The organism is Cupriavidus pinatubonensis, assembly GCF_019602855.1.
GTDB classification, from domain to species: domain Bacteria; phylum Pseudomonadota; class Gammaproteobacteria; order Burkholderiales; family Burkholderiaceae; genus Cupriavidus; species Cupriavidus pinatubonensis.
Genome location: NZ_CP080767.1, coordinates 1,230,429 through 1,244,760, shown reverse-complemented (window position 1 = coordinate 1,244,760; position 14,332 = coordinate 1,230,429). Strand labels below are relative to the sequence as shown.

The window sequence follows — 14,332 nt, the reverse complement described above, 5'->3', positions numbered from 1 at the left end:
GCTCGGCGTACACAGGGAAGGACTGACCCAGTTTCGGGCAAATACCACGGCCAAGCGTTTCCACATTCGTTGATACCGAGCAATTTCCGTTGCCATGGCTTGCCTATGTTTGAGGAAGCAGAGCCAGGGGCCAGACCGGACATGACGACGCTTTTGATTCTCCTGAACATCGTTGCGTTCTCTGGCGAGGTGGCGACAGACGGTGCTCTGGCACAGCAATTCGCACTATGGCCACCCATACTTGGCATGCCGGCGGACGGTGAGGTCGGGTTCGCGCCGTGGCAGTTGCTGACTTATGGCTTCCTGCATGCCAACCTCGCACACCTGGCGTTCAACATGCTCGGCCTGTGGATGTTCGGCCGGAGCGTCGAGGCAAGTCTCGGGCCCGGCCGCATGCTCGCTGTCTATTTGGCAAGCCTGGTCAGCGCCGGTTTGATCCAGTTGGCGGTGCTTGGCTATATTGCGCCGGCACACATGCCCACCATCGGTGCTTCCGGCGCCGTGTTCGGGCTATTGAATCGACGTCATCGGCTGGCATGCTCCCGTCTCAGCGCGCGATCAGACAGGCAATGACCTGCTCGTCTTCAACCTGCGGAAACTCGCCATAGCACTCACCGACTGCGCGGAATGCTGGCGGCGATTCGAGGCAGACCACTTCATCCGCATACGGACGCAGGCGCTCCAGCGTCTGCCGAGGTGCTACCGGCACTGCGCATACCAGGCGTGAAGGCTGCTGCTCCCGGACGGCGTGCAGTGCGGCGATCATCGAAGCGCCGGTCGCCAGGCCATCGTCAATGATGATCACCACACGGCCCGCCACGCTGGCGGCGTCACGCCCGGGCGTGTACATGGCCCGGCGGCGGCGCAGCGTTTCAAGCTGGCAGGCCCGTTCGCGGTCAACGTATACGCTGTCCGCACCGTACATCGCGGCATGGGGAGTCAGATACGTCCAGCCACTCTCGTCCACAGCGCCGATAGCAAGTTCAGGGTTCCCTGGTGCTCCAAGCTTGCGTACGAGCACGACGTCGAACTCCGCGTCGAGCGCTTCGGCAACGATCGCGCCCATGGGGACGGCTCCACGCGGAACAGCCAGCACAAGCGGATGCTTGCCAGCGTATCGGCGCAGCGCCTTCGCCAGTTGCCTGGCGGCGTCCTCCCTGTCGATGAACGGCATGTTGTCCTCCTTCTGCGGCCCTCGCTGAGTCATGCGGGAAAACCAACGCTTTGGGCCAGGACAACGCGTTGGTCGGGGTCCAGCCGCATCGCCTTTGCGAGCGCGCGCCGATCCAGCAGCCCCCGCGCCACCGTGGCCAAGCCCGATGCGGCACAGAACAGGTAAACGTTCTGGCTGATGTAGCCGGTATCCAGCGCGGTATAGAACTGACGCATCGGCTTGTCAGTCTCGTCGAGCTTCGACAGCCTGCTGACATAGACGAGGTCAAGCGGCGCAGTGGATACATAGTCTTGTAGGCCGGTGGCCGCGCGGAGGTCTTCGCCGGTCACCAGCCTGAGTCGCCACGCTGCCGGTTCGAGTGCATAGAGCCCGTCCGGCATGGCAACGTACACGTCGATCTCCTGCCAGTTGCGTGCGGATGGCGCAGTGCGCAAGCCGGTATCTGGCCGGTTGATGCCAAATGCCGCCCACAAGAGCGTGGACAGCAGTGCCTCGTCCAGCGGACGCTGTGCAAAGCTGCGGACAGACCGGCGCTTGTGAAGCGCGGTCATCAACGGCATGCCGCCTTCGGTCTGAGGCTCCGGCAGGTTGATGTATTCCACGGGGACTTCGGATGAAACGATGGGATGGGTCACGTCACGCTCCTGAATTTCGAGGGCCCTGGCATCGTGCGGAAACAGGTGGCGCCGGCCGTCGTGTTCGCTGCGCTGCGCGCTGCACGTTTCATGGCCGGTAGTGTGCCGGCGAACGCATGGCGGCGTTTTCAACGGCATGGCGCTCGGCCCAGCGATGCGCCTGCGCGATGCCAATGCGAATCGCCATGCCTTCACCGTAACCCTGTTCCAGCAGCGCATTGGCGATCGCGATCGCTTTCGCCCTGACTTCGGGTTGAAGGTTCTTCATCGAGATGGGAAAGTAGCTGGAATTCCAAGGCATCGCGCCACCACGCTCATTCGGGGGAGGTGGGCGCCTGCGCGCTCACCTCCCCGTCGCGCTTCAGGACAATTCCAGATCGTCCACCACGGCGCCAACCCCGGGCGCGGACCAGGCCGCACCAACTGCGGCCAGTCGTTGCGCGCGTGAATCTACCCGGCCGCTCAGCGTCACCGTGCCCTCTTTCATCGAGACATTGATGTGCTTCGCTTCACGCTCGGCATGCCGGCGCAACGCAGCTTCAATGCGTTCGACCACATCGTCGGGCGCGGGGCGCATCCGCATCTTGATATGGTTCGTCACACCGGTCACACCGCGCAACTGCGACACGGCACGCTCGGCAAGCTTGCTCTGGTACCCCCACTCCACCTCGCCCGTCAGCGTGACGCGGCCCTTCTCGACACGCAGCTTGATCGCATCGGCAGGCACGTGCACATGCCATTGCAGAGCATCCCGTGCGGCGGTGGCAATCGCCTCATCGCTGAATTCCCCCGTGGGCCGGACATCGAGGTTCACCACCACCGCGCGCACGCCAGAGACCTTTTCCGCAGCGTGCTCGGCTGCAAGCTTCTCGGCATAGCTGGGCAGGTGACCGCTGAGCGTTACCACGCCCTCGCGTACCTCCACGCCAATGGCTGCCGCGTCGATGGCGGGATCCCAGTCCAGCTCTTCCGTGACGTCCTTCTTGAGTTGAAGATCGGTTTTCATCGAGACATCTCACAACATGGATTTGAGGAACGGCATGCGACGCGCCTGTGCGGCGGCGAGGTCCGCCATTCCTGCAATGGTTCAGACATGAAGCGCCGATTGGGTATGGCCGGTGCGCTCGCGCTCCTGCTCATTGCTGATGATCGTGGATAGCATGCCCCACTCCGCCGCCATGGCGCCGACAATGTCGTCCATCGAAATCACTCCGATGAGCGCTTCACCATCGAGCACGCCAAGCCGGCGCACACCATGCGAGAGCATCAACTGCATCGCATCGGCAACACCGTTGTGGCGGCCGATTGTGACCAGCCCGCGCGTCATGATGTCCCCCACCTGATTGGTGCAAGGGTCTGTCCCGGCCGCCGTGCTGCCAAGCACGATATCGCGATCGGTCAGCACACCAGCGACCCGCGTGCCTGACGCCGTTGCTTCCGTGACGATCAATGAGCCCACATGCTGGTCACGCATTTGCACTGCGGCTTCCTGCAATGTGCAGGAAAGCGGAATATGGACAGGTTCACGCGTACAAAGCTCGTCAATTCTCATTGCCGCACTCCTTTGCAGAGAGGGTTTCACTTCACGGTAATCCGCTGTTGCGGCGACGTTTCCTTCTTGGGAAGGACCACGCGCAGCACACCATTGTCGTAGCTGGCCTCGACCTTGCCCTCGTCGATGTTGGCGTCCAGCGTAAAGGCACGCTGCATCGAGCCGCTGTAGCGCTCGCGCCGGATCACGCGCTCGCCCTCTTTTTGCTCGGAGGACTTCTCCACCTTTGCGCTGATCATCACCGTGCCGCGATCGACGGATACGTCGATGTCCTCCTTCTTCACACCAGGCAGTTCCGCGGCGAGGGTGTAGGCGCTCTCCGATTCCGACACATCGACCTTGAATGCCAGACCGTTGTCCGCAGTCCCGCGGAATGAGCGCAGCATGCCCTGCAGCATGTCGCTGATGGGTTCGACAGAGAACGGATCAAAGTGCCTGAGGTTGGTCATGGTGATCTCCTTGAAGACTGGAACAGAACCGGAAAGGCCGGCTGCTTCCAGATTGGCAGTTGAGCGCCGCGGGCGTTTGTTCTGCATCAAGGCCGCTGCATCGACTTCCATGCGGCGCTGGAGCGACATTGCCGAAGTCGGAATCCGCCGCGACGCTGTCAGGTAAACCTGACAGCGCATGCTTCAAGCCTGACACCAGTCTCAGCCCCGCCTGATTTCGAAAGGGGCGGCCGGCGACGATACTGCGGACATGAGCCACCGCACCCAACTCCACGACTTGGAGTGGGTACGGATGCCGAAGCCGACTTGCCGGTACTCGAGGCGCTTCGTCCCGATATCGTGCTGGTCGGACTGCGCACCGGACAAAGCCTGCGGCACGTCCGGTTGCTCACAGTAAAGCTGCCGGAAAGCACCTTGATCGTGCTGTCCAACAGCGGGTCTGCGCTGATGCGCAAGGCCTGCCTGCGGGCCGGCGGAAGCTATTGCTTCGACAAGACGCTGGAAGTCGACAAACTGCGCACCGCTCTGCTGGAGATCTCCGGCACAGCACCAAGAAGCAGCGAACCATAGGAGTACCGGGCTCTCGGGGCCAGCAGACGCGCCCCTGATAGCACCGCCATCTGGAGACAACGATGTTCGGAACCAGTGATTCGCCGTCGGCCGACCTCGAGCAGCACGCGATCAGCGCCCCCCTTGACCGCCATGCAAGGCTGTCCACCGAAAACGCACCGAAGCCGGGTGCCCAGTGCTCCACCTGCATGCTCCGGCACATCTGCATGGCGTCCAACCTCGACGAGACGGACATAGTGCGCCTGAACAGCGTGGTGAAGAACTGGAAGATGGTCAGGCAAGGTCAAGCGCTCTACCGCGCCGGAGATCCGTTCCAGAGTATCTACGCGCTGCGTTCGGGCTCGATCAAGACCGTGCTCTCTCACCCTAGCGGCAGGGAATGCGTGTCCGGCTTTTTCCTTCCTGGCGAAACGCTCGGCCTCGACGGCATTTCGACAGAGGTCCACACCTGCGACGCCATTGCCCTGGAAGACAGCGCCGTCTGCGTGATCCCGTTCCACCTGCTGGAAGCCCTTTGCCGCGAAGTCAAATCGCTGCAGCAACAGGTGCACAAGATGATGAGCGCGGAAATCGTGCGCGAGACCGGCCAGATGATGCTGCTCGGCAACCTCACGGCGGAGCAGCGCGTGGCGGCCTTCCTGCTCAACATCTCGCGTCGCCTGCAGCGCAGGGGCTATTCGCCGACATGCTTCACGTTGCGCATGACGCGCGAGGACATCGGCAGTTATCTGGGCATGACCCTGGAGACCGCGAGCCGCACGCTGTCGCGCTTCCAGCAGGAAGGACTGATTCGGGTACAGGGCAAGCAGATCGAACTGCTGGATCTTGAAGCACTCGATCTGCGATAAACCTATGACGTTGCTCATGCCGGTCGGACAGGCGCAAGTGCGGTGCTTCGTCCTGATGTTCCTGCAGGCTGGTCGCCAGCTTGCCGGCAATCGCCTGGCTGACATACGTGCCCCCGCTTGCCACCTGGGTGATCGCAGAAACCAGCTCGGTCGCAGCGCTTTCCTTGGTCAGATAGCCCGCCGCACCGGCCTGGAACGCGCGCACGATGTATTGCTGCTCAGCATGCATGGTCAGTACCAGGATGCGCAGCGCCGGTTGCTCGTCCCGCAACAGGCGGATCAGTTCCAGGCCGCTGCGGCCCGGCATCGACAAGTCGAGCAGCAGCACCTGCGGCGCGCAGTCGCGCACGAGCTTCAGGACCTGGCTGCCGTCGGCGGCTTCGCCTACCACATCGAATTTGCCGGCGCGCTCCAGGATATGCTTGAGACCGTCGCGCACGACGGCATGGTCATCGGCAATGAGCACGCGCGTCATTTCATATCCCTTTTTCCAGAGGAATCCGATCACATGAACGACCTTCAGGTCGGAGTCGCAGAGGGCGGCCAGTCCGATCGCATGGTCCAGGGCCAGGTCGCTGCAGTGGCTGCCGTCGACTGCCACGAGAATCTTCTTGTACATTCCATATCTCCGTCAGGTTGCCTGCAAGGCGGGCGGGAGGCTAGGCCTCTCTGGGCGATATCCACGCTGGCCTTACGATGGCTTCGGGCCTTGTCTGACGATTGCGCAGTGCCGCGGCGAACGCTGCCAGCGGTTCAGCGGCCGCGCCGCTCTGCACGTCGCGCTGCTTGAGCACGAGGGCGGGCGCCGGCGTCTTGCCGGTCAGGAAGGCAATGTCGTCCTCCGCGCGGAAACCGCCACGAGAAGCCATGACGCAGACTGCGGACACGGAACCGGAGAACGGCGCATGGTCCAGCAAGAACTTGCGCATGGGCGCCGCCAGACGCCCGAGCCATACCGGTGCAACGACAACCACATGGACGCAGTCGCTGGGTAGCGGCCCTTCGTAGCGGCATGCCGGCGTGCGATGCAGCAGCATGTCGAGCACGCAGCGCAAATCGCCGTATAAGCCGGCCCTGGGATTCTCGTCCCGAACTTCTGCCTGCCCCCCAGCCGGTGTACGCCGCCAAGGTCTCCGCGACTTGCCTGGCCGTGCCGGTCCGTGAGTAATACACGATCAGGGGGAGGCTCCTCACCCGACGTCGGGCGCGCCGGGACATGCATGGAATGCTAGGAAGCTGAGGCGAATCCCTCTTGATGCATGTCAATCTGACCAGCCTGGGAAAAGGCCGGCTTGTTCCCCAACCGGACGGCCGCCTCAATTTGACATGCATCAATCCACACTGGGTCGCCTGTTCTAGTATTTTCAACAGGCATTTTCCTGTCACTCAAGGGAGTTAACCATGTCCGCGGCCACCGACCCGACGTTTGAAATGATCCGCAGCGGCCACCAGGCGGCGCTGCGCGCAATGATCCTGATGGAGGAAGCCCGCCAGGCCATGCTGAAGCTGCAAGTGAAGGCTCTGGAAGACGACATCAAGGGCGGCCAGCGCATGCTCGCGGCCATGTCGGCTGCGCCCGACTGGAACGCGTTTCACGGCATACCGACCAAGATGCTCGCAGAGCAGATCGAACGCAATGCGGAATTCTCGCGCGCGGCAGGAAAGCTTTCCGTCGAAGCGGCATCTGGCTTTCTTGAACACCTTCGCGCCGGCACGGAACATTGGGCCGAGTCCCAGCGCAATGCACTTGGCGCAGGTGGCGGCTTTATCCTGCCGCTGACCGAGTTCAGAGGCATCTTCGATAACGTCAGCCAGATCATGACGTGGCCCCTTGGGCAAGCAAGCCGCCAGCCGGCGACAACTGCAGCCGGGAGCTGACGCGGTGCCCGCACAAAGGGTGGCCCTGGTAACCGGGGGAATGGGCGGGCTCGGGGAAGCCATTGCCATCCGCTTGCTGGCCGATGGCATGCAGGTGATCGTTACCCATTCCGAACACAATGACCATGTTGCCAGTTGGCTCGAACGACAGCAGGAAGCGGGCCGCGAGTTCCTGGCGTTTCCGGTGGACGTGGCGAACTTCGAGTCATGCCAGAGATGCGCCTCCCGGGCACTGGCCGAAGCCGGCCAGGTCGACGTGCTCGTGAACAACGCGGGCATCACGCGCGACAAGACCCTGCGGCATATGGACAAGGCTGACTGGGATGCGGTGCTTCGCACCGATCTCGATTCCGTGTTCAACATGACGCGGCCACTATGCGACGGCATGGTTGCGCGCGGTTGGGGTCGGATCATCAACATCTCGTCGGTGAACGGATCCAAGGGCGCTTTTGGGCAGACCAACTATGCGGCGGCAAAAGCCGGCATGCATGGCTTTACCAAGGCGTTGGCGCTCGAACTAGCCAGCAAGGGCGTCACGGTGAACACCGTCTCGCCGGGCTACCTTGCGACTCGCATGGTGACCAGCATGCCGGCCGACATTCTCGATAAGCATGTACTTCCCCAGATTCCGATGGGCCGGCTCGGCAGACCGGAAGAAGTGGCAGCGCTGATTTCTTACCTGAGCTCAACGGAGAGTGCCTTTGTCACTGGTGCAAACTTCCCGATCAATGGCGGACAGCACCTTCAATGAAACCCAAGGACGCGTTCCTGGCGACGATCGCCGCTGCAACAGTGGCAGAATGCCCGCCGGTTTCGGATGAGCCGGCATACCGGGACTTCGACCGGCAGGTCCGCGCAGCACTGGCACGCGCCACCGGCGGTATATCGCTGATTTCGCTCGGCCTGGCGGCCGCGGACTGGCTGATCCAGTGTGCAATTGCGCCGGGCAAGGTCTCCAACGCGGCGGCCGAGGCAGGACGCCAGTGCCTGGCGGATGCCGTGCGCTGGCTGCCGTTCGCCGATTCGCCACCCGCCATTGCAACGACCGATTCGCGCTTCGCGGACAACGGCTGGGAGGCCTGGCCATTCCGTTGCTGGCGCGACAGCTTCCTTCGCAATGAGGCACTCTGGCAGTCGTTGACCAGCGGAGTAAGCGGCTTGTCGCGCCACCACGAACGTGTGACCGCATTCTGCGTGCGCCAGTGGATAGACATGTGCTCGCCGGGCAATATTCCGTGGATGAACCCCGCGGTCATTCGCGAAGCGCAGCGCACATCGGGCATGAATTTTATCGAGGGCATGCGGCACTGGGCCGAAGACTTCGCCGACATGGTCGGCAACCTGCCAGGTGCAGCCGCCCGGCCGCCGGCGCTGGCCTACCTGCCGGGGAAGGATGTCGCGGTCACGCCTGGCAAGATCGTGTTCCGGAACCCGCTGTTCGAACTGATCCAGTACACGCCCACTACCGCGCAGGTGTGGCGGGAACCCGTGCTGATCGTGCCGTCATGGATCATGAAGTACTACATCCTCGATCTGCAGCCGCACGACTCGCTGGTCCGTTACCTTGTCAGCCGCGGCCACACGGTCTTCATGATTTCATGGAAGAACCCGGGCGCGGAGGCGCGTGACCGCGGCTTGCACGACTATCTGCATGACGGCATCCTTGCCGCCGTTTACGCGGCGCAGGCACATTGCGACGGCGCGAACATCCACGTGGCCGGATACTGCCTGGGCGGCACGCTGCTGGCGATGTGCGCGGCGAAGCTCGCGCGCGATGCCGACGGTGAACCGCTGGCGACGATCACGCTGTTCGCCACCGAGACCGATTTCTCCGAGCCCGGCGAACTCGGCCTGTTCATCGACAAGAGCGCCGTAGACACGCTGGATGCCCTGATGTGGAGCCAGGGCTATCTGGATGGGCCCCAGATGACCTCGGCGTTCCAGGTGCTCAACGCCCGCGACCTGGTCTGGTCGCGCATGATGAGCGAGTACCTGCTGGGACAGCGGCTGCGCGCCAACGACCTCATCTCGTGGAACCGGGATTCCACCCGCCTGCCCTACCGCCTGCATTCGGAATGCCTGCACAAGCTGTTCCTGTCGAATGAACTCGCCGAAGGAAAGCTCTGTGTCGGGGGTGGCCCTGTTGCGCTGTCGGACCTGAACCGGCCGATCTTCATGGTCGGCACGGAGCACGACCACGTATCGCCGTGGCGCTCGGTCTACAAGCTTCATCTGCTCGCACGGACGGACCTGACGTTCGTGCTCACGTCGGGGGGCCACAACGCGGGCATCGTTTCCGAACCCGACCATCCGCGGCGGCGGTTCCGGATCACGACGCGCGCGCCCGGCGAGCCGTACCGCAGTCCGGAACGGTTCCTTGCCGAGGCAGAGCGCCACGCTGGCTCGTGGTGGCCCGCATGGAGCAACTGGCTTGCCCGTGCGTCGTCCGAGCAGTGCCGCGCCCGCGATCCGGCCCCGCATGCCCTGTGCAATGCCCCGGGCGAGTATGTGCACGAGCGCTGACAGCCAGTGCCAGCGGCTGAACTGGCTGCAGCGTTCGGTTCAGTCCAGACGATAAGTCTTTCTGTACTCCGGCATCGTCACCTGCCATCCCAGCCCGCGCTCCACGCGCTGGCGCATGGCATCGCTGGCGTCCGGTTCCCCATGCACGATGAATACGCGCCGGGGCGGCGCCTGGAACCCGTTGAGCCACGTCATCAGTTCGTTGGCATCGGCATGTGCCGACATACCATGGATCTGCTCGACCGCCGCGTGGATCGCGACGTCCTTCCCGTGGATGCGCAACTCGCGCTGCCCGCCCGCAAGTGCCGCGCCCCGCGTACCCGGTGCCTGGAAGCCGGATAGCAGAATGGTGCAGCGCGGGTCCCTGCCGAAGGTGGCAAGGTGGTGCACCACACGTCCGCCCGTCGCCATGCCACTGCCCGCCAAGATGATTTTCGGCGCGCGATCCTGGTTAAGCCAGACCGACTGCTCCATGCTCTGCACCGGAATCGGCAGTCCGCACGCGGCCGCGCATGCGGCCCGGTCGATGCGCAGTTCATCGGGATGCAGGGCAAAGATCTGCGTCGCGTCGATGGCCATCGGACTGTTGAGGTAGATCGGGATATCGGGCATGCGCCGTTCTTCGAGCAAGCGATGCAGGCAATACAGCAATGCCTGTGTGCGCCCGACCGCAAAGGCCGGAATGACCAGCGTGCCACCGCGGCCAAGCGTGTTGCCGACAACGCCGGCGATCGCATCGAGGGGATCTTCGTCCGGGTGAATGCGGTTGCCATAGGTGGACTCGACCAGCAGGCAATCGGCCTCGCGGATGAACTCGGGCGGCCGCATGACAATATCGTTCTGCCGGCCGAGGTCTCCCGAGAACACGATGCGCTGGCCTCCGGCATGCAGCGTCACCGCAGCGGCGCCGATGATGTGCCCGGCATGGTGAAACTCGGCGTCAATGTCGGGCGTCAGCGAGAATCGCGTGCCGAAAGGCTTCGGTTCCAGGCGGCGCAGCGCGCGCCCTGCGTCTGCGCTGGTATAGAGCGGCAAAGCGGGCCGGTGGCGCGAGAAGCCTTTCCGATTCGCATACTCGGCGTCCTCCTCCGCCAGTGCCGCGCTGTCCGGCAACAGGATGCCGCAAAGCTGCGCGGTGCCCATGGTGCAGAATACGGTCCCGCGGAAGCCGTTGCGCACCAGCAGTGGCAGATAGCCGCTGTGGTCGATATGCGCATGGGTCAGGATCACGGCATCCAGGGTGGCCGGGTCAACCGGCAACGGATCCCAGTTCCGCAATCGCAATGACTTGAAGCCTTGGAACAGACCGCAGTCAACCATGACGCGGCTGTGGCCGGTGTCGAGTATGTATTTCGAGCCTGTGACGGAATCCGTGGCCCCCAGGAATTGCAGTTCCATGCTTGACTCCTGATCAATGAGACAGCAGCAGCGGGACCGGGCACGCGTGCATCAGGGTTCGGGTCGTGCCGCCAAGTATCAGTTCGCGCACACGCGAGTGCCCATAGCCGCCGGCAACGAGCATCCCGGCACCGAGCACGGACACGGTTTCAAGCACCACGGTGGCGACATCTCCCGAAGTCTGCTCCGTACGCACGGCGGCAATGACGCCATGTCGCCTCAGGTACTGGCGCAAGCCCGCCACCGGTTCACTGTTGGCATCGGGGCTTCCCTTCTCGTCCCAGACGGCAAGAATCGTTACCCTGGCCGCACAAAGCAGCAACGGCATGGCGTCGGCCACGGCGCGTGCCGCTTCACGGCTGCCATCCCATGCGATGACCATGTGCACGCCATGCAGTGGCATGGGACGAGGCGGCACCAGCAGAACCGGCCGGCCGGCATTCAGCAGCACATACTCCGCGGTTCGCTGCATCGTGCTGTCTCCGGCAGGCAGCAAGCCGCCAATGACGATGATGTCGGCAACGCGCCCTTCCTGCGCCAGCACCCAACCGAGCTCGTCCTCGACAACATGGTGCGTAAATGGCGTACCGTATGCCGTCTGGCTGACGGTTTCACCGAGCAGCTCGCCGGACGCCGCCGTTTGCGCCAGGCGCCTGCGGCGCGCGCGTTCCGCGAAAGCTGCTGCGTCCTCTCCGGCGCGAAAAAGCGGATCCATTCGTATGCCGGTCGCACTGACCCCGACCACATGCCCGCCAAACCGCGCGGCGAGTTCCGCTGCCATCCGCACCCGCGCTTCGCAGCCGGCCTCCGTGCCGAGCGCGACCAGCACTGTTCTGTAATCCATGAGTCCCTCCCAGGCAACACCCTATCCCACGAAGCTTACGGGCAGCATGCAGGACCGCCAGTGTTCAGTGTCGCCGCACGCGAGCACGGCGTGCACCGCGCTCGATACCGACGCCCGTGGCGAGGGCGGCCGCAAGAAATTGGGTATCGACGTGCAGGCACAACTGGACATCACGGCGCCCCACATCACCAGGTGCCGGACAGTCACCTGTAACCGCGCGAATGAATGAACGTTCAGGGCCATGTTGATCCCCATTAATCCGTCAATGCGACAGCAGCACCGGCACGGTCATCGACTCGAGGAGCGTACGTGTTACGCCGCCGAGCACCAGCTCGCGCATCCGGCCGTGCCCGTAGGCACCCGTGACGATCAGGTCCGAGCCCTGATCCGCGGCAAACGACAGCAGCATTTGCCCTATATCGTCACCGTCAGCCGCAGTGAGGTCGTGGAGCGTGGCCTGCACCTGATGCCGGGCCAGCCATTCGATCGCATAGCGCGGCGGCGAGAGCCATGGATTGAGCGCCAGGTCCAGCTGGTTCCAGGCGACAACGTCGACGGTCTGCGCACGCCGCAGGAATGGCAGCGCATCATGAATGGCTCGCGCGGCCTCGCGGCTTCCGTTCCATGCGACGAGGATGTTCTTCCCCGGATGCGGAAACACCCCCGCATAGGGCACGACCAGCACCGGGCGACCGCATTGCAGCACCACCGACTCGACGAAGTGATGCCCAGCGAAGGCATCCTTGTCGGCAGGATTGTGCTGCCCCAGTACCAGCAGGTCCGCCGTGTGGGCCTGCGCAACCACGCTGTCGGCCGCAGCCCCCTCCGGCGCATGCCATTCTGTCGGGATCAGCAGTTCGTCCGTCGCGCCAAAGAATGCATGGCGTGCCACTTCGCCGATGTGCTTATGCCATTCCCGATAGGAGTCAAGGTAGCGGTCCCCATCGACCAGATAGCGAATGGAACTGGGATCCGCATGGCCCATCGCGAACAGTCCAATCAGCGTTGCGTGAAAGTCCTGCGCCAGCCGGACAGCGATGTGCAGCCGCTGGTGCGTGCGGCGGCTGGCATCCAGGTGAACCAGGATGGTGGCATATTCCATGGCAATCTCCGTTGCACGGTGTGATACATCAGCATCTGCAATGTAGGTCGCAGCGCATCCGCGCAGTTGTCGCACGTCAAGGCTCGCGATGGTGGCCGCCAAGGATGCCCAGCCCGCGTCCGGCTTGATAAGCATCAAGTCCTGCTGTGTCGTGGCATCTAGCCTTCAGGTATCGGACTCCGCCGCACGCGGAGCGGCCCGGATCCATCGCAGTTGAGCAGGTTGCCGCCATGAGCCAGATTCTCTTTCCCGATTCCGTACCGGCTTATTGCGCGGCAGGTCCCAGCTTGCAGTGCCCGGCACAGATCGACGGCGCCGCCGCCACCTTCGAGATCACGGCGGAGGCGCTGGAAGACCATTTCGGGGCACGGTCGTATCTCTATGAAGATCTGGCTTCCGCCTTTTCGTCTCATCGCAAGGCCATCGAGAACGTCGCCCGTAGCATGTTCGAGATGACGGGCGCACATAGCATCGTCCTGCATAGTGGCCATTTCCGGTTTTCCGCCTAGTGCGAGTGCTGGCTCGCCGATCGCCATGCCTATCGAACTGCAACGGTCACCACGTGCGCACGCGGGAAGCTCCGACAATTCGCGGGCGGTCCCCGGCACTCCTGCCGAACAGGATCTCGCGCATGCCGCTGCCCCGGCCGTGCCCGGGCGAGGCGCCTTGAAACGGGCATTCACTGTGCTGGCCCGCCGGTCGGCACTGATTCTGCTGTGTCTGGCAACTTGCCGTGCGGCTAACGGTGCAGGACCTTCGGCGGCCTCGATCCCATTGCCGGCAAGATATGCGCAACAGGTGGCACGGATCGGGCATGAGGGCAGCATGGATCGAGCAGGCCGCGTCGCGAGTGAAGCGCAGATGCCCGTTGGCGTCGGCGCCTGCGCCGCGCTCAAGCGGCAGCATGCGGCGCGTCAGCCCGCGCCGGCCCCGGACGATTCCGATGCCGCAACGCGCCATGCCTATGCGTCGGCCACGAATGCCAACGGCGTCGCCTACTTCAGTGGCAGCGCGGATCCGGCGCAGGCCATCGACATGCGAGACATCGCCGGCCTCTACAATCTCTGCCTGGTTTTCGCCGGCAAGCAACGGGCATGGATCGCCGGGGTGAAAGCGAATATCTACAGCGCCAATGGCACGCTCGTATTCCAGACGTATGCCGACGGCCCATTCCTAATGCTCCGGCTAACCCCCGGTCGCTATCGCCTGGTCGCCGAATACGATGGCAGCGTGGTTGACACCGTCCTCCGGGTGCCGAGGCATGGCGCCGCTGCGCGCATGCTGTGGTGGCCCGACCTGGCCAGCCTGTTAGTTTGAATGCCCCGTGACTTCATTGCGAAGCCAGGTCCCGGTGCGGAA

At 63.6% G+C, this 14,332-nt stretch carries 18 protein-coding genes and 1 pseudogene; 8 read left to right on the top strand and 11 right to left on the bottom strand.

Going from position 1 to position 14,332, the window contains the following annotated elements; translation table 11 throughout:
* Positions 1–105 precede the first annotated feature (105 nt).
* Complete coding sequence (locus K2O51_RS18310) at positions 106–573, top strand: rhomboid family intramembrane serine protease (protein WP_011297334.1); 468 nt, start codon at positions 106–108, stop codon at positions 571–573.
* Here K2O51_RS18310 and K2O51_RS18305 read toward each other — a convergent pair.
* The 6 genes from K2O51_RS18305 to K2O51_RS18280 form a co-directional block, all read right to left on the bottom strand.
* Positions 548–1,174 (bottom strand): phosphoribosyltransferase, encoded by a 627-nt coding sequence (locus tag K2O51_RS18305; RefSeq protein ID WP_011297333.1) that lies wholly within the window; start codon positions 1,172–1,174, stop codon positions 548–550. The two genes, K2O51_RS18310 and K2O51_RS18305, sit on opposite strands and share 26 nt — an antisense overlap.
* A 29-nt stretch (positions 1,175–1,203) precedes the next feature.
* The gene (locus tag K2O51_RS18300) at positions 1,204–1,809 is read right to left on the bottom strand and encodes a nitroreductase family protein (protein ID WP_166486993.1); all 606 of its coding nucleotides are present in this window, start codon (positions 1,807–1,809) and stop codon (positions 1,204–1,206) included.
* A gap of 88 nt (positions 1,810–1,897) precedes the next feature.
* Positions 1,898–2,110, bottom strand: a complete 213-nt coding sequence (locus tag K2O51_RS18295) for a DUF2188 domain-containing protein (RefSeq protein ID WP_011297331.1) — start codon at positions 2,108–2,110, stop codon at positions 1,898–1,900.
* Positions 2,111–2,170: 60 nt separating this feature from the next.
* Positions 2,171–2,815 (bottom strand): BON domain-containing protein, encoded by a 645-nt coding sequence (locus tag K2O51_RS18290; RefSeq protein WP_220631466.1) that lies wholly within the window; start codon positions 2,813–2,815, stop codon positions 2,171–2,173.
* 81 nt (positions 2,816–2,896) lie between these two features.
* The gene (locus tag K2O51_RS18285; RefSeq protein ID WP_220631465.1) at positions 2,897–3,361 is read right to left on the bottom strand and encodes a CBS domain-containing protein; all 465 of its coding nucleotides are present in this window, start codon (positions 3,359–3,361) and stop codon (positions 2,897–2,899) included.
* A gap of 26 nt (positions 3,362–3,387) precedes the next feature.
* The gene (locus K2O51_RS18280; RefSeq protein ID WP_220631653.1) at positions 3,388–3,810 is read right to left on the bottom strand and encodes an Hsp20/alpha crystallin family protein; all 423 of its coding nucleotides are present in this window, start codon (positions 3,808–3,810) and stop codon (positions 3,388–3,390) included.
* A gap of 282 nt (positions 3,811–4,092) precedes the next feature.
* Between K2O51_RS18280 and K2O51_RS18275 the strand changes: the two genes are divergently transcribed.
* Together K2O51_RS18275 and K2O51_RS35220 are read left to right on the top strand one after the other, a co-directional pair.
* Entirely contained in the window at positions 4,093–4,380 is a 288-nt protein-coding gene (locus K2O51_RS18275; protein ID WP_220631464.1) for a response regulator, read from the top strand.
* A gap of 62 nt (positions 4,381–4,442) precedes the next feature.
* A pseudogene (locus tag K2O51_RS35220) lies at positions 4,443–5,156 on the top strand (cyclic nucleotide-binding domain-containing protein); the annotation flags it as partial.
* Here the strand turns inward: K2O51_RS35220 and K2O51_RS35215 are convergent.
* Together K2O51_RS35215 and K2O51_RS18255 are read right to left on the bottom strand one after the other, a co-directional pair.
* On the bottom strand, positions 5,071–5,847 hold the full coding sequence (locus tag K2O51_RS35215; RefSeq protein ID WP_245001927.1) for a response regulator: 777 nt from the start codon (positions 5,845–5,847) through the stop codon (positions 5,071–5,073). The pseudogene K2O51_RS35220 and the gene K2O51_RS35215 sit on opposite strands and share 86 nt — an antisense overlap.
* A 40-nt stretch (positions 5,848–5,887) precedes the next feature.
* Positions 5,888–6,265, bottom strand: coding sequence for a hypothetical protein (locus K2O51_RS18255; protein WP_342394102.1), 378 nt, complete (start codon positions 6,263–6,265; stop codon positions 5,888–5,890).
* Between the two features lie 364 nt (positions 6,266–6,629).
* Between K2O51_RS18255 and K2O51_RS18250 the strand changes: the two genes are divergently transcribed.
* The 3 genes from K2O51_RS18250 to K2O51_RS18240 are packed head-to-tail and all read left to right on the top strand — an operon-like array spanning position 6,630 to position 9,629.
* Complete coding sequence (locus K2O51_RS18250; protein WP_220631463.1) at positions 6,630–7,106, top strand: hypothetical protein; 477 nt, start codon at positions 6,630–6,632, stop codon at positions 7,104–7,106.
* 4 nt (positions 7,107–7,110) lie between these two features.
* A complete protein-coding gene (gene phbB / locus K2O51_RS18245) occupies positions 7,111–7,857 on the top strand; it encodes an acetoacetyl-CoA reductase (RefSeq protein ID WP_140951916.1) in 747 nt (248 codons plus the stop codon).
* The gene (locus K2O51_RS18240; protein WP_140951914.1) at positions 7,854–9,629 is read left to right on the top strand and encodes a PHA/PHB synthase family protein; all 1,776 of its coding nucleotides are present in this window, start codon (positions 7,854–7,856) and stop codon (positions 9,627–9,629) included. The genes phbB and K2O51_RS18240 overlap by 4 nt, the downstream gene beginning before the upstream one ends.
* A gap of 39 nt (positions 9,630–9,668) precedes the next feature.
* Here the strand turns inward: K2O51_RS18240 and K2O51_RS18235 are convergent, their stop codons facing one another.
* The 3 genes from K2O51_RS18235 to K2O51_RS18225 all read right to left on the bottom strand — a co-directional run bounded on the left by K2O51_RS18235 (position 9,669) and on the right by K2O51_RS18225 (position 12,973).
* A complete protein-coding gene (locus K2O51_RS18235; RefSeq protein ID WP_140951912.1) occupies positions 9,669–11,027 on the bottom strand; it encodes an MBL fold metallo-hydrolase RNA specificity domain-containing protein in 1,359 nt (452 codons plus the stop codon).
* Between the two features lie 13 nt (positions 11,028–11,040).
* A complete protein-coding gene (locus K2O51_RS18230; protein WP_220631462.1) occupies positions 11,041–11,871 on the bottom strand; it encodes a universal stress protein in 831 nt (276 codons plus the stop codon).
* 262 nt (positions 11,872–12,133) lie between these two features.
* Positions 12,134–12,973 carry a universal stress protein gene (locus tag K2O51_RS18225; RefSeq protein WP_140953525.1) on the bottom strand — a complete coding sequence of 280 codons (840 nt, stop codon included), beginning with the start codon at positions 12,971–12,973 and terminating at the stop codon, positions 12,134–12,136.
* A 230-nt stretch (positions 12,974–13,203) separates the two neighbouring features.
* Here K2O51_RS18225 and K2O51_RS18220 point away from each other — a divergent pair, with 230 nt between their 5' ends.
* Together K2O51_RS18220 and K2O51_RS35210 are read left to right on the top strand one after the other, a co-directional pair.
* Positions 13,204–13,482, top strand: a complete 279-nt coding sequence (locus K2O51_RS18220; protein WP_011297321.1) for a DUF1488 family protein — start codon at positions 13,204–13,206, stop codon at positions 13,480–13,482.
* 25 nt (positions 13,483–13,507) lie between these two features.
* Positions 13,508–14,290 carry a hypothetical protein gene (locus tag K2O51_RS35210; protein WP_245001926.1) on the top strand — a complete coding sequence of 261 codons (783 nt, stop codon included), beginning with the start codon at positions 13,508–13,510 and terminating at the stop codon, positions 14,288–14,290.
* The last annotated feature ends 42 nt before the right edge of the window (positions 14,291–14,332 follow it).